Annotated in this window: 14 protein-coding genes, 1 tRNA gene and 1 other RNA gene; 15 read left to right on the forward strand and 1 reads right to left on the reverse strand. The window is 50.3% G+C overall.

The genetic code is table 11. From position 1 onward, the window contains the following. Window positions 1-124: 124 nt before the first annotated feature. The 5 genes from recQ to ffs all read left to right on the forward strand — a co-directional run bounded on the left by recQ (window position 125) and on the right by ffs (window position 5704). Entirely contained in the window at window positions 125-2236 is a 2112-nt protein-coding gene (gene recQ, locus Pmgp_RS05460) for a DNA helicase RecQ (RefSeq protein ID WP_134212966.1), read from the forward strand. 176 nt (window positions 2237-2412) lie between these two features. Further along, window positions 2413-3549 (forward strand): outer membrane protein assembly factor BamB family protein, encoded by a 1137-nt coding sequence (locus Pmgp_RS05465; protein ID WP_192902800.1) that lies wholly within the window; start codon window positions 2413-2415, stop codon window positions 3547-3549. Between the two features lies 1 nt (window position 3550). Then, window positions 3551-5017, forward strand: a complete 1467-nt coding sequence (locus Pmgp_RS05470) for an S-layer homology domain-containing protein (RefSeq protein WP_192902801.1) — start codon at window positions 3551-3553, stop codon at window positions 5015-5017. 315 nt (window positions 5018-5332) lie between these two features. Further along, window positions 5333-5422 (forward strand) — tRNA-Ser (locus tag Pmgp_RS05475). Window positions 5423-5438: 16 nt separating this feature from the next. Next, window positions 5439-5704, forward strand: an RNA gene (gene ffs, locus Pmgp_RS05480) — signal recognition particle sRNA large type. 51 nt (window positions 5705-5755) lie between these two features. Here the strand turns inward: ffs and Pmgp_RS05485 are convergent. After that, window positions 5756-6034, reverse strand: a complete 279-nt coding sequence (locus tag Pmgp_RS05485) for a DUF3795 domain-containing protein (RefSeq protein ID WP_134212969.1) — start codon at window positions 6032-6034, stop codon at window positions 5756-5758. A 187-nt stretch (window positions 6035-6221) separates the two neighbouring features. Here Pmgp_RS05485 and Pmgp_RS05490 point away from each other — a divergent pair, with 187 nt between their 5' ends. The 10 genes from Pmgp_RS05490 to Pmgp_RS05535 all read left to right on the forward strand — a co-directional run bounded on the left by Pmgp_RS05490 (window position 6222) and on the right by Pmgp_RS05535 (window position 13766). After that, window positions 6222-6506: a type II toxin-antitoxin system Phd/YefM family antitoxin gene (locus Pmgp_RS05490; RefSeq protein WP_134212970.1), complete on the forward strand. Its 285-nt coding sequence runs from the start codon at window positions 6222-6224 to the stop codon at window positions 6504-6506. Then, a complete protein-coding gene (locus Pmgp_RS05495; protein WP_134212971.1) occupies window positions 6490-6807 on the forward strand; it encodes a type II toxin-antitoxin system RelE/ParE family toxin in 318 nt (105 codons plus the stop codon). Before Pmgp_RS05490 ends, Pmgp_RS05495 begins: the two co-directional genes overlap by 17 nt. 119 nt (window positions 6808-6926) lie before the next feature. Continuing rightward, on the forward strand, window positions 6927-8570 hold the full coding sequence (gene dnaX, locus Pmgp_RS05500) for a DNA polymerase III subunit gamma/tau (RefSeq protein ID WP_134212972.1): 1644 nt from the start codon (window positions 6927-6929) through the stop codon (window positions 8568-8570). A gap of 275 nt (window positions 8571-8845) precedes the next feature. Beyond that, complete coding sequence (locus Pmgp_RS05505) at window positions 8846-9163, forward strand: YbaB/EbfC family nucleoid-associated protein (protein ID WP_134212973.1); 318 nt, start codon at window positions 8846-8848, stop codon at window positions 9161-9163. After that, window positions 9164-9766 carry a recombination mediator RecR gene (gene recR, locus Pmgp_RS05510; protein WP_134212974.1) on the forward strand — a complete coding sequence of 201 codons (603 nt, stop codon included), beginning with the start codon at window positions 9164-9166 and terminating at the stop codon, window positions 9764-9766. A 51-nt stretch (window positions 9767-9817) separates the two neighbouring features. Further along, the gene (locus Pmgp_RS05515; protein WP_134212975.1) at window positions 9818-10084 is read left to right on the forward strand and encodes a pro-sigmaK processing inhibitor BofA family protein; all 267 of its coding nucleotides are present in this window, start codon (window positions 9818-9820) and stop codon (window positions 10082-10084) included. Between the two features lie 453 nt (window positions 10085-10537). Continuing rightward, window positions 10538-11203 (forward strand): hypothetical protein, encoded by a 666-nt coding sequence (locus tag Pmgp_RS05520; RefSeq protein ID WP_134212976.1) that lies wholly within the window; start codon window positions 10538-10540, stop codon window positions 11201-11203. Between the two features lie 39 nt (window positions 11204-11242). Next, a complete protein-coding gene (locus tag Pmgp_RS05525; protein ID WP_134212977.1) occupies window positions 11243-12334 on the forward strand; it encodes a ferredoxin oxidoreductase in 1092 nt (363 codons plus the stop codon). Between the two features lie 99 nt (window positions 12335-12433). Further along, complete coding sequence (locus tag Pmgp_RS05530; RefSeq protein ID WP_134212978.1) at window positions 12434-13195, forward strand: thiamine pyrophosphate-dependent enzyme; 762 nt, start codon at window positions 12434-12436, stop codon at window positions 13193-13195. Beyond that, the gene (locus tag Pmgp_RS05535) at window positions 13188-13766 is read left to right on the forward strand and encodes a 2-oxoacid:ferredoxin oxidoreductase subunit gamma family protein (protein ID WP_134212979.1); all 579 of its coding nucleotides are present in this window, start codon (window positions 13188-13190) and stop codon (window positions 13764-13766) included. Before Pmgp_RS05530 ends, Pmgp_RS05535 begins: the two co-directional genes overlap by 8 nt.

Below are 13766 nucleotides of genomic sequence, written 5' to 3' on the forward strand. Positions count from 1 at the left end.
GGATACATTTTTCAATTATAATTATATAAGTAATTAAAACTGCTGCTTCATGGAAGGATTTGTCTTTTTAGCATGGAATAACGTGTGAATTGTAAAATTTTAAATAATGGAAGAGGTTATTTTTATGATGCAGAAAGCGGCAGGTTTGTTAAAGAAATATTTCGGCTATCCTTCCTTCAAATCCGGCCAGGAACAGATCATCGGCAGTATTCTGCAGGGCCGGGATACTGTCGGAATCATGCCCACCGGGGGAGGCAAGTCCATTTGTTATCAGCTGCCCGCTTTGTTGTACGGTACCACGCTGGTTATTTCACCGCTGATTTCCCTGATGAAGGACCAGGTGGACGATTTGCGCGGCCACGGCATAACAGCCGCCTTTATCAACAGCTCCCTGGATTACCGGGAGTTGTCCGCTGTCCTGGCTCAGGCCAGGCGGGGCAGGTATAAGCTTATTTACATGGCGCCGGAACGTCTGGAAAGCGAGCAGTTTACGGACATGGTCAAGGAGTTGGACATACAACTGCTGGCTGTGGATGAGGCCCACTGTATTTCCCAGTGGGGGCACGATTTTCGCCCGGCCTACCTGTCAATTGCGCCGTTTGTCAAAGAGCTCAAGCGGCGGCCGGTCATAGCGGCCTTTACCGCTACCGCCACAACCGAAGTAACGCGTGACATGGTTAACCTGCTGGCATTAGACCAGCCCAATGTGTTTGTAACCGGATTTGACCGCGCCAACCTGTTTTTTGCCGTAATCAACGGCGCCGGCAAAAGGGACTTTGTGGAGAGTTACCTTGCGGAAAACAGGGATAAATCAGGCATCATCTATGCCGCCACCAGGAAAGATGTCGACCAGATCCATACCTTCTTACAGCAAAAGGGATTTGCGGCCGGGAAATACCATGCCGGTATGACGGCGCCTGAAAGGGAGCTAAGCCAGGAGCAATTTATCTATGACGAAATCAGGGTGATGGTGGCCACCAATGCTTTTGGGATGGGTATAGACAAATCCAACGTACGGTATGTTATCCACTACCACATGCCCAAGAACCTGGAGGCCTATTACCAGGAGGCCGGGCGCGCGGGGAGGGATGACGGTCCCGCTGAGTGTATCCTGCTGTTCAGCCCTCAGGATGTCCAGATCCAAAGATTTTTAATTGAGAGTTCCACTGCTTCTCCGGAAAGAAGGGACAGCGAATATAGAAAGCTGCAGTCCATGGTTGACTACTGCCACACCTCCAGATGCCTGCGGGGCTATATCCTGCAGTATTTTGGGCAGTCGGAAGCGCCGGAGAACTGCGCCGGCTGCAGCAATTGCAGCAGCGACAGAGAACTGGTTGATATTACTATGGAGGCTCAAAAAATATTGTCATGCGTCTGGCGGATGCGGGAGCAGTTTGGCGTAAACATGGTGGCCAGTGTGCTGAAAGGCTCCAGAAACAAAAAAGTCCTGCGGAACGGTTTTGATAAGTTGACTTCTTACGGCCTGCTGCAGGATTACCCGGAAAAAGAAATCCAGCACCTGATTAAAGTGTTGATAGCCGAAGGGTATATCGGCTTGACGGATGGGCAGTACCCTGTGGTCAGGCTTTTACCCGGGGCGGCCCCGGTGTTGAAAGGTGAAAAGAGGGTTTTTCGCCAGGTGCGGCTGAAAAAGAGCCAGCCGCTGCTCGACCAGTCGCTTTTTGACCGGCTGCGCCAACTGCGCCGGGAAATAGCGCAAAGGGAACAGGTGCCGCCTTACATCATTTTCTCAGACAGCACATTGCGGGAAATGTGTGAACGCCTGCCGGCCACCCCTGCCGCCCTGCTGGCTATTAAAGGTGTGGGAGAAGCCAAGCTGAAGAATTACGGCAGCCAGTTTTTAAATGTGCTGCGCGAGTTTGCCGGGGATACAGTTAACCAGCCTGAAACTGGTCTGCCGCGGAGTCAAAAAAAGAGTGTCAGGACGGCAAGCCATGTGGTCACTTATAACATGTATAAAGAAGGCCATTCTATAAAGGAAATTGCCCGTTTGAGAGACCTGGCCGAACGCTCTGTTGAGGACCATATCATCCGCTGCGGGCAGGAGGGCCTTGATCTTGACTGGAATGACTTGATCAATCCACAGCATGAACAGTTAATAGTTGAAAAAATCAAAGAACTGGGAACTGCCAAGCTCAGACCGCTCAAAGAAGCGCTGCCTGAAGAAGTTAGCTATCTCAGTATCAGGGCGGTTATTACTAAGCTGGGTTGGTAAAGAACAACCAACAACTAACTTGCCTTTGACCATTAAATTAAGAGCAACTTTCCCAATTTTTTTTGCAATTCCGTTAAGTTGTGCTTTTTCAGGGCCGATTTCAAATACAAGAGCATAAACGATTTTTATTGTGCAATTAAATGTTTGCTCCGCTTATGTACCGGAGGCTGAAATATATGTGCCGGAAAATTACTGTCTGTATTTTAACCATATTTGTTTTTCTACTGGCCGCTGCTGTACCCTGCTATGGGGAAGGGCATCCTGCAATAGTTTGGCAGGCTTCCCGGTTGGGTAAACTAACCAGCCTTGTTATGGGGCCGAATAAGCTGCTTTATGTTTCGTCAGGCAACAAGCTGATGGTGGTGGATGATCATGGCCAAAAGCTCTGGGAGGCTGCTGTAGCGGGAGGCGGTAAAGGCGGGCGGCCGGTTTTTGATGCGTGCGGCTCTATTTTTTTTTCGGGCGGCTCATCTGTCCAGGAGCTTAAGCTAAACGGAAGCAATGGCTGGGATTTTACTGTTTACGATGGTAACAACAGCGATACACAGGTGACTTTCGGTCCCGGTAACCTTCTGTATCTGCCTTTGCCGTCTGGACTTTATGCCCTTGACACGGAGGGCCACTATAAATGGCTGATGCAGGTGTATGAAAGTCAGGACGCCATCAACACCCAGACTGTAAGCGGGCGGGAGATTCTGGCCTGCGCCGGAAACGACCAGGCTATCTTTGTTGTTATTGGTAAAAAGGGCAAGGGAAACATCCTTTTAGCCATAAGCGGGGAAGGCACTGTTCTCTGGCGCTACTGGCTTGGGGATATAAAAGAGGTCAGTCTGGTAACAGGATCTGACGGGCGGCTTTATGTCGCGGTTATTACCGGCCAGAGTAAGCGTTCGACTCCGGGGAAGGTCTATGCCTTCGATAGTAATGGCGATGGTAAACCTCTCTGGTATTATCCAGTTAAGTTTGACAACCTGACGGCGCCTACCCCGTCTAAGCACGGCCAGCTATATTTTTGCGCCGATAATAAACTTTTTGCTCTTAATCAGGCAGATGGGAAAGAGTCATGGCGGGTAACATTGTATAAAACAGTGTCATGTCCGGCCTTTGACGAAAGCAGCCGGCATGTTTACCTGGGTACTGACGACAGCCGCCTGCTGGCGGTAACCCTGCAAGGACGGCTGGACTGGGATTTGACCCTGGATGGCAAGATAACGGGCCAGCCCCTGACAGGCCCGGGTGGTATTGTCTATGTGTCAACGGACAAAGGAAGCCTGTATAAAATTAAAGACGAGGCTTATTCGGGAGATCAATAGAATGGATAAAAGAGCTGTCAAACAAGATCGCTTTTTACATCTTTTATACCCGGTATTAATATTACTGGTTTTGCAGGTAATTGTTTTCCGGCTGCCGGCGGCCGCACTGGCGGCGCTGCCCGGGAGTACGGTTTCTTTCAGCGACCTGGAGGGACACTGGGCACGCAGTCACATTACTCGCCTTGCCGCCCTGGATGCGGTCAAGGGAAATCCGGACCATACTTTTAAGCCTGACCAGCAGATCAGCCGGCTGGAGACAGTGGTTTTGTTAATGAGGTCAGGCGGTTTTACCGCTGAGGCCGAGCAGTTGGCCAGAATTCGTACTTCCTCAACAGCAGGCGCCAAGGCTGCCCAGAACACCACGCCCGTTGTGCCATGGGGGCAGCAGTACCTTAACCTGGCTGTGCATAAGGGTTTTCTGCAGCTCGACAACCCGTCGGAATTTGACTTTGACGCTCCGGCTACCCGCCTGGAAGTGGCCCGGCTGCTGGCCCATGCCCTGTACCTGCTGCCGCCGTCGACAGCCGGGGCGGGGACAGGTGAAAATGAAAACAGCAGCAGTATAGCCGGCTTTGCGTTAGATAAAACTTTTACTGACGAATATTTGGTGCAGCCGGGCGACCGGACCTGCCTCAGGGCATTGGCCGCGGCCGGCATCATGTCCGGCTATCCCGACGGCGCCTTCCGCCCCTTGAACTACCTTACCCGGGCTGAAATGACCGTGATTCTCAGCCAGTTGGTGGACCAGGGCTGGATTAAGATAGCTGACGGGCGGCGACTCACAGGGTTGATTTCGAAGATAAACATTGCCAAGAGTGCCAGGGAACTTGAATTAATCACCCCTGAGGGATTGCAAAAATGCAAAGTGGCCCAGGGCGTTTATTGCTACGGATCGGGCGAGGAGGCTGACTTCGAGCAGGCTGTGGACTGGCGTGCTGAGGTGATCCTGAACAGCAGCAAGCAGGTTCTCTGGGTAAACCTGCTTCAGCGCAAGGAAACTGCGCCGGCTGTGGAAAAAATTAGGGGTTCGGTAAAATCAGTGGCATTGGGCAGGGAAAACTTATTGGTGCTCAGCGACTCGAATTGCGAAAACAGGATTCTATTTCTGGACTGGGATGCAGTAGTCTATAAAAAAGATGCCCTGCAGAGTTTTGCCTCCCTTAAGCCCGGTACATTTTTGGATGTGGAAATAAACTGTGATAAAATCAAAAAAGCAAATGTGCTTGAGGTGAAGACCGTTTCCGGACAAATAGAAAAGTTAGACAGCAAGCGTTTGTTTTTAAAGGGTGGACTGTCGGGCAGCAAACCCGGGTGGTTCAACTACTATGACCGCGCCCGGGTGGTTGATAAAGAAGGGGATAGAAGAGGAGATGTGCAGGTTGGTGAAACAGTGCAAATAACCTACCTGGATCCTTTTCCGAAAGAAATTGATGATGAAATTCCACTGGAGATAAAAGTTACAAAATGAGTCGGTTTTCCACAGCCGGGAGGAAAGCGTTTAATGGGGTATATAATTAGAAAAGGTTTTTGAGACCGCTAATTAGAACAACAAATTGACAGGATTAACAGGATTCTATTAGATTAACAGGATTTAAAAGTACTAATTAAGTTTTACTTTTATGATTTATTGGCTTCGTAGTTATAAGGATAAACTATAATTTTAATTTAAATTAATTAAAATCCTGTAAATCAGGTTAATCCTGTTAATCCTGTCTATATGTTTTACTGAGTGGAGCTTGCAGTCAGAACGAAATAAATGTATAATGTTTGTTGCGTAGTGCACGGAGAGATGGCCGAGTGGATGAAGGCGCACGCCTGGAGAGCGTGTGGACGGGTAACTGTCTCGTGGGTTCGAATCCCACTCTCTCCGCCATTTTTTTAAAGCATTGCCGTGCTAGACGGGGAGGTAGCGGTGCCCTGTAACCCGCAAACCGCTGCAGCGGGGTCGAATTCCTGCCCCAGGGTTTAGCTTGTGGGGTCCGGCTCCCGTAAGGGGCGTAGACGATTGGGTCTCGTGCGACGGAGCTTCCTGAACCGTGTCAGGTCTTGACGGAAGCAGCACTAAGGGAAATACTCCGGGTGCCGCGAGGTCGCCTGGTCCGAGCTACCTGCGGGTGTATCGCCCGGAAGCTAATATTCAAAGGCAGGTGCACGGCTAAAATTTAAACCGCCCCATTTTTCAGGGGCGGTTTTTATATCTCCTGTGTTAATATCTTGGAAGATTCTTTTGTTCATAATAAAACTCAACTACGCCTATTTCTTTCATACGGTCGTTTTTTTCTTTCCAACGTTCTCTCAGGCGGCCGGAAAACTGCTTTTCGCAGGGATACTCGCCGCACTGAAAGCAGAAATCAATGCCTTTTTCCCTGTAGCATGTTTTAGCCTCACATATTATCGGGCATTGAACGTTTTCGCTCCTGCAACCGCCGCATGAAGCGCGGGAAAAATTCTTTAGTATTTCTTCAAACTGGGAATAATATTCCATTTCTCTAAAACCTCCCTTTACAAAATTATTCTAACAAAAAACGAGTATCAAAAAAAGAGGGCTCATTTTCACGAGTTCAAGGATTTCTAGACGGTTGTAAAGAATAGCGCTTTTGACACGGGGCAATCATCATAGTAAAATTAGGATATAATAAGCATATAATACTACAACAAGGGAGGGTTGTGTTTTGCATATAAAACCATCTGCGGCAATCCGCAAAAACTATAATGAAATATCGAAGCTTTGCAAGGAATCAGGAGAGCCGGTCTATTTGACTAAAAATGGCGAGGGTGATTTGGTCGTAATGGACATTACAGCATTTTCACGCCGGGAAAGTATGTTGCGCCTCAGGGAAACCCTCGTCGCGGTTGAAGAGGACAGACTGGCCGGCAAGAAAGGCTTTTCCATTGATGATGTCGATGAGATGATGAAGAAAACCATCGGGGAGGTCGCCGATGGGCGGCGCGAATAAGCTGTATACGGTTATTGTTTCTGACAGAGCCACAGATATGTTAATGCAACATGTGCGTTTTATGGCACAGATAAGTCTTAAAGCGGCAGATAAACTTCGGACGGAAATAATAGAAGCAGCGAAATCTTTAGAGAGTTTCCCGGAACGGAATTCATGGCTTTCAGACCCGGTGTTGCCCGCGCATAAATATCGCAAGATGATAATAAGTAAGCGTTATTTGCTTATTTATCAAATAAAAGATGATGCAGTATTTATAGAGTATATTTTAGATTGCCGTCAGGATTATAAATGGTTGCTGTGATTAGTGTTCAAAATTTATAGAATGTTTCCTAAATGTAAAGCCCCAACAGGAAATACGTATCGATCGACGAAGTATAAAAGACAAAACATATTGCAGGGAGTATCGGAAAGGAACCCTCCATGACTTATTTGGCTTTATACAGGGAATGGCGTCCCCGCACGTTCGGAGAAATCATCGGGCAGGAGCATATCACCCGGACCTTGAAAAATGCCGTGGAGTCCGGCAGGACAGGACACGCTTATCTTTTCTGCGGCACCCGCGGCACCGGCAAAACGACCACCGCCAAGGTACTGGCCAAAGCACTGAACTGCGCCGGGCGTGAAGGCCCTGAACCGTGCAACCGCTGTGAAAGCTGTAAGAGCATCAACGAGGGGCTGTCTGTCGATGTAATTGAGATTGACGCGGCTTCCAACCGCGGTATTGACGAAATCAGGGACCTGAGGGAAAAAATTAAGTTTGCCCCCACCATGGGCAACTCCAGAGTGTATATAATAGATGAAGTGCATATGCTTACCAACGAAGCTTTCAACGCCCTGTTAAAGACTTTAGAGGAGCCGCCCCGGCACGCGGTTTTGATCCTGGCCACCACTGAGCCGCACAAGGTGCCCCTGACCATACTTTCCCGCTGCCAGCGTTTTGACTTCAGGCGCATCCTGCCGGCTGATATGATCAAGAGGTTGAAAGAGGTAGCCGCGGGAGCCGGCCTGGAGGTGGAGGAGGAAGCCTTGAGGCTGATCGCCCGGGCGGCCGAGGGCGGGCTCAGGGACGCTTTGAGCATTCTGGACCAGGGCGCCGCTTTTGGGGGAATGAAAATCACAGCCGGGGACGTTCACAATATTTTAGGGACGGTCAGGATAGACGCTTTAAACAGGATGGCCGGCCACCTGGCCGGCAGGGAGACAGGACCGGCTTTGCGCCTGGTAGCTGAGCTTACAGGCGAAGGGAAGGACCTGCGCCTTTTTGCCAGGGAGATGGCCGGCTACCTGCGGGCGCTTCTCCTCGAAAAGATCTCTCCGCATGCCGCGGCGGAAGAAGCCTGGGGAGAGCCGGCTCAGGTGGCCGGGATGGCGGCCAAGTTTTCTAAAGAAGGCCTGGTGCGGGCGGTGGAAATCATGGCTGAGGCTGAGCAGAATATGAAGTGGAGCGCCATGCCTGCTATCGTCCTTGAGTTGGCTCTGGTCAGAGCATGCAGCGCCGGGGGGCTTTCAGACACCGAATCTTTATCGGCCAGACTGGCAGCGGTCGAAGAAAAACTAAACAGCCTGGCGGGTGTTGAAGTTAAAACACCTGCAAAACCGGCGGCAGCGCCGGACAGGAAGCATCAAGAAGCGCCCCGGCCCCGGGAACAGGGGCTGGCGATAGAACAGACGGGACCGCAGGATAATGAGATTTCACTGGAGAAAGTACGGCAGGCATGGTTTGACCTGATGGACATCATGCGCAGGGAGCGGCTGCCCCTCTACCATAACTATGCCAAAGCGCAGCCCCTGGCTCTGAAAGGCAGGAGCCTGACTGTGGGATTCCCGGCGAGTGACGTGCTGGGCAGAGAAATGGCTGAGCGCGCCGATAATAAGAAATACCTGGAAGGCCTGCTGGGCAGATTATTGCAGGGAAAATGGCAGATAACTTTTAAAAATTACCAGGATAAAACTGAACCCACAGAGCAAGAGCCGGCTGCCAGGGATGCGGTTGTCGAGGTGAAAAGGCGTTTCGGGGGAGAGGAAATTATTCTGGATGACGAGGAACAGGGCACTTTATTTTAGTAAAATTTATGATTGTGTTCTTTTATTCATTAAACAAATTGACAGGATTTACAGGATTAAAAGGATTTACAGGATTTAATAAAATGTATATAAAGACTTTATATGATTATTTCTTTACTCATTAATGTTGCCTTGTAAAACTTTTACAAGTAAGAATTTTAAAAGAAGATGTTTTATAATCCTGTTAATCTTTTAAAATCCAGTAAATCCTGTCAAATTGTTTTTTCAAATGAGCTAACAGTATAATAATTATTAAATTGAAGGGGGATGGTTAAATGATGGGCGGCAATATGAATAAAATGATGAAACAGGTCCAGAAGATGCAGCAGGATATGCTTAAGCTGCAGGACGAACTGGCCAGCCGTACGGTGGAAAGCAGCGCCGGGGGCGGTGCGGTAAAGGTGATCGCCAACGGTAAAAATGAGATTATATCCATGGAAATAAAACCCGAGGCAGTTGACCCGGAAGATGTGGAAATGCTGCAGGACTTGATTATCGCCGCTGTAAATGAAGCGCTGAAAAAAGCCCAGGATATGGTTGCCGCGGAGATGAACAGACTTACCGGCGGGCTTAAAATACCCGGTTTATTCTAAATGAATTATTACGCCAAGCCAGTAGCCAGATTGATAGACGAGCTTTCCAAGCTTCCCGGTATCGGCCCCAAAACAGCTCAGCGCCTGGCTTTTCACCTGTTAAACGCCGCTCCCGAGGCGGCCGCCGGCCTGGCGCGGGCTATTGAGGAGGCCAGGCGCACTGTTGGGCACTGCCGGGTATGCGGTAATTTTACTGATGAGGACCCCTGTTTTATTTGCCGGGATGAGCGGCGCAGGGGAGATGTCATTTGTGTTGTGGAAAGGCCCAGGGACGTGGTGGCTATGGAAAAGGCCAGGAGTTTTAAAGGCCTTTATCATGTGCTGCACGGGGCCATTTCACCCATGGAGGGGATAGGCCCGGAACAGCTGCGCGTCAGAGAACTGCTGAGGCGCCTGGAAGACGGGAAAGTAAAAGAAATCATCCTGGCCACCAACCCCAATGTGGAAGGGGATGCTACCGCCCTGTACCTGTCCGGCCTACTTAAGCCCCTGGGCCTGCTGGTGACAAGAATCGCGCACGGCCTGCCGGTGGGCGCCGACCTGGAATATGCCGATGAAGTGACCCTGTGTAAGGCATTGGAAGGCAGGCGGGAAATGAAATAGGAATATATTTCATTCCGGGCCATATAATGGTGCTAAGGAGGTGCACCGGCATTGGAATGGAAAATAGTGATCATCGGGTTGGCAGGGCTTTTCGGTATTTATCTGCTGGGGACGGCATTGTTTCGCCCCTTAAAATTTTTAATCCGTTTGGGCGCCTGGGCATTGCTGGGCGGCGTTTTGCTGGCTGCCATCAATACGGTATTCGGCCAGTTTGGTTTTCACATTGCCATTAATCCGGCAACTGTACTAACCGCCGGCATACTTCAGCTGCCGGGGGTGGTTTTGCTGGTGCTGCTAAACTGCCTGTTGATGGGCTGATTAAAATTGCTTTGTATTGTGCATAAATAAAATATGATTTTAAAAAGCAAAAGAACCAAATGGGATAATTGGCAAATAATATTGAAAGAGTAGTTGACAAATTCAAAATTTTCTGTAAGAATATTCGTTGTACAGTCTCTTAAAAGATTGTTTGGGGGAGTTCTGGTCAAATAGAAAAGGTCGTCAGATACCTTTAAAGACCAGATGTGATAGAGTATTCCTGTTGATCAAGCATGAAACCTGCTTGTTTTTGACTGGTTAGCCAAAAACAGGATGCAAGAGGTTGATAACAGGAAGCAGGGAGGGTAGAGAAGGAAGAGTTATGATACTCTTTTTCAACGTGGCCAACCTGCTTCCTTTGCTTTTGTGTTACGTACACCTGCATTAACCACAAATTTCTAGATTAATTATCACGGTATTTTCCGCTTAAAAAACAGGGGGACATGCATACTAATGACAGGACGTATCGTCGAGGCTTACATAGGTGAATATGCAGCCGGCAAAAGTGAGAGCGCGATCAACCGCGCTTTGGAGCTGGCCCGCCAGGGCAGGAAAGTCGCTCTGGTTGATTTGGACATAGTTGAGCCTTTTTATACCCTGCGCCCCTTGCAAAAAGAGCTTGCGACCCTTGGGCTTGACGTGATCGCCTGGCAAACCGGGGAAACCATGGGGCTGGGTGAGGCCGGCACATTGCTCAAGCCGGAGGCGCGCTGGGCGCTGAAGCGCGAGGGCGATATTATTCTGGATATCGGCTACGGGGTGGACGGCGCCAGGACTCTGAACCTGCTGGAAGGCGCTGTGCGGGACCCCGACCTGAAAGTTTTTGCTGTTATCAATATTTGCCGCCCGATGACGTCCAGTGTGAAAGATATTGTGGCGGAAGTAAGTTTAATGGGGCGGGTGGACGGCTTAATCAACAATTCTCACCTGGCGGGGGAAACCACTGTGGAACTGGTTCAGAAAGGCGCCAGGATGGTGGCTGAAGCCGCCTCAATACTTGACCTGCCTGTGGTGGCGACCCTGGCGGACACCGAGCTGGCAGAGAAAATAGGTCCGGCGGACTGCATGGGCAACCCGGTCCGGCCGCTGGAAAGATTTATGCCTAGAGCATTTTGGTAATATGGGAAGTGAGAAGTCGACCCAAATGGGGGGTATTGAATGTCAGAGAAAGCTGTGACAGAAGAAAAAAGAGTTTTTATGACCGGGAACGAGGTTGTAGCCTGGGCGGCGCTGGCTGCCGGGGCTGATATTATGTACGGTTATCCAATCACACCTCAGAACGAGGTTATGCATTACTGGACCAGGCTTGCTCCCAAGTACGACAAGAAATTTCTGCAGACTGAAGATGAGCTTTCAGCCGGTTTTGCCACTGCCGGCGGGGTGATGGCAGGCCGCAAAGCCTTTACGGCGACAGCCGGCAGCGGCAGTGTATTGATGCAGGAGCCTATGGCTATGGCTGAAATGATGAGGCTGCCCACTGTGGCGGTATTGCAGCAAAGAGGCGGCCCTTCCACTGCCACGGTGATTTACTCCCAGCAGGAAGTGACCCTTACAACCATAGGTGGCAACGGTGAAGGGATGAGGGTTGTTTACTCCACTGCCGGGCACCAGGAACTTTATGACTACACGATCAAAGCTTTTAACACAGCCTGGAAATACCGTTTCCCCACCTTTGTGCTGGGGGACGGCTACCAGGCTAAAATGCGTGAGCCCCTGACCATTTATGACCCGGAAACGCGGGGCATCAGCCTGCTTGAGCCGGAGCCCTTTGTCGGCAAAGAAGGGGAACCAGGCAAGGACAGGCCGCCGGCCCAGTACAGAAACACCTTTAACCTGGAAGAAGAGCTTTACGAAAAAGTTATGAGCGATATAAGGGAGTTTGAAAAAGTCGCCCCCGAAATCGCGGAATATGAGTCAATGGAAACTGAAGGGGCGGAACTGGTGGTTATAGCGCACGGCATTGTTTTCCGTGCAGTCAGGGAAGCTGTCGCAAACCTGCGCCAACAGAGGTTTAGAGTAGGCGGCTTCAGGCCGGTCACGCTGCGCCCGCTTCCGGTAACACAGATCAAGGAACTGGTGGCCGGGGCGCCGAAAATCCTGCTGGTGGAGTCCTCGTACGGGCAGATGGCAAGGCTGCTGAAGGAGGTGGCCTGCGGCTCCGCCACTGAAATATCTACTTTCTTCAAGCCCGGCGTCGGCATCACAGCCGGAGAAGTGGAAGCCAGAGTAAAAGAAATAATAAAATCGTAGAATTCAGAAGACAGAATTCAGAATTCAGAAGACAACAGAAAAGTTTTTATTCTGTATTCTGACTCCTGACTCCTGTATTCTCAAGATTGGGAGGTTATTATGCAGCCAGCGCCAGTAATGCCTAAAACATGGCGGGTTGATACCAAACCGCACAAATTTTGTCCCGGGTGCGGCCACGGGTTAATTTTGAAATGCCTGGGTGAGGCAATCGATGATCTTGAAATACAGTCCAGGGTAGTGTATGGCTGTGATATAGGCTGCTCCCTGCTTTCCTGGGACCTTTTCAACCTTGATACGGTCCAGGCCCACCACGGGCGGACGACCCCGGTCATGACGGGGATTAAAAGAGCCAGGCCGGAGCTGATTTGCATCGCTTATATGGGCGACGGCGGGGGGTACTCAATTGGAGTGCAGCACCTGGTCAGTTCAGCCATGCGCAATGAAAAAATTACGGTGATTGTCGCCAATAACACACAGTATGCCATGACCGGCGGCCAGATGGCGCCCACCACCCTGCCGGGCCAAAAAACAGAAACTTCTCCTTTCGGCCGCGATCCCGGCACAACAGGGATGCCTTTCCGGGGGGCGGAAATGATTTCTTCTATTGTGCAGGAAGGAGCTTATGTGGCCAGGGGCAGTATTGCCAACCTGCGGCAGTTAACCGGGTATTTAAAAAAGGCATTGAAAAATCAGATCGAAGGTAAAGGTTTTTCTTTTGTGGAAGCGCTTTCCTCCTGTCCCACCAACTGGCGGACCGATGCGGCCAGGACCTGGGAATTTATTGAAAAGGACATGGCCGGGTACTTTAAAGTGGGAGAAATAAAAATACCGGGCCGGGGGGAGGTTACAGCAGATGCCTGATACTACACGGATGGTACTGGCGGGTGAAGGCGGTCAGGGAGTTCAGGCCATTGCCGAAATTCTGGCTGAGGCCGCCAATGAAGAGGGCAGGCAGGCCCTATACATTCCGAATTTTGGGGTAGAGCAAAGAGGAGGGGTCTCAGTCGCTTTTCTACAGATCAGCGACCAGACCATCGGGTCACCCAAATTCCTGAAAGGTGATATTGTAGCGGCTTTAAGCGACCGTGCCGTACAGCGCACCGCTCAATACACCGGGCCTGAAACCACTTTTATTTACGACAGCGCTATGGAGGGTGTAGCCGATGAACTGCCGAAGAACGCGGCCAGAGTTATGCCTGTCCCAGCTATGGAGGTCGCTAAAAAAGAACTTCAGCCGCGTGTTTTCAATATGGTCATAATGGGAGCGGTAATAGGCGCGACCGGAGTAATTACTCTGGACAAGGCCAAAGCTGCTGTGGAAAAAAAACTTGGCTATAAATTTGAGAAACAGCCGCACCTGCGTGACTTAAACTTCAAGGCGCTGGAGCGCGGAGTAAAGTTGGGTAGTGAGATGTTAGGAGGACTGCACTGA

This window comes from Pelotomaculum propionicicum, from assembly GCF_004369225.1.
Lineage (GTDB): Bacteria > Bacillota > Desulfotomaculia > Desulfotomaculales > Pelotomaculaceae > Pelotomaculum_B > Pelotomaculum_B propionicicum.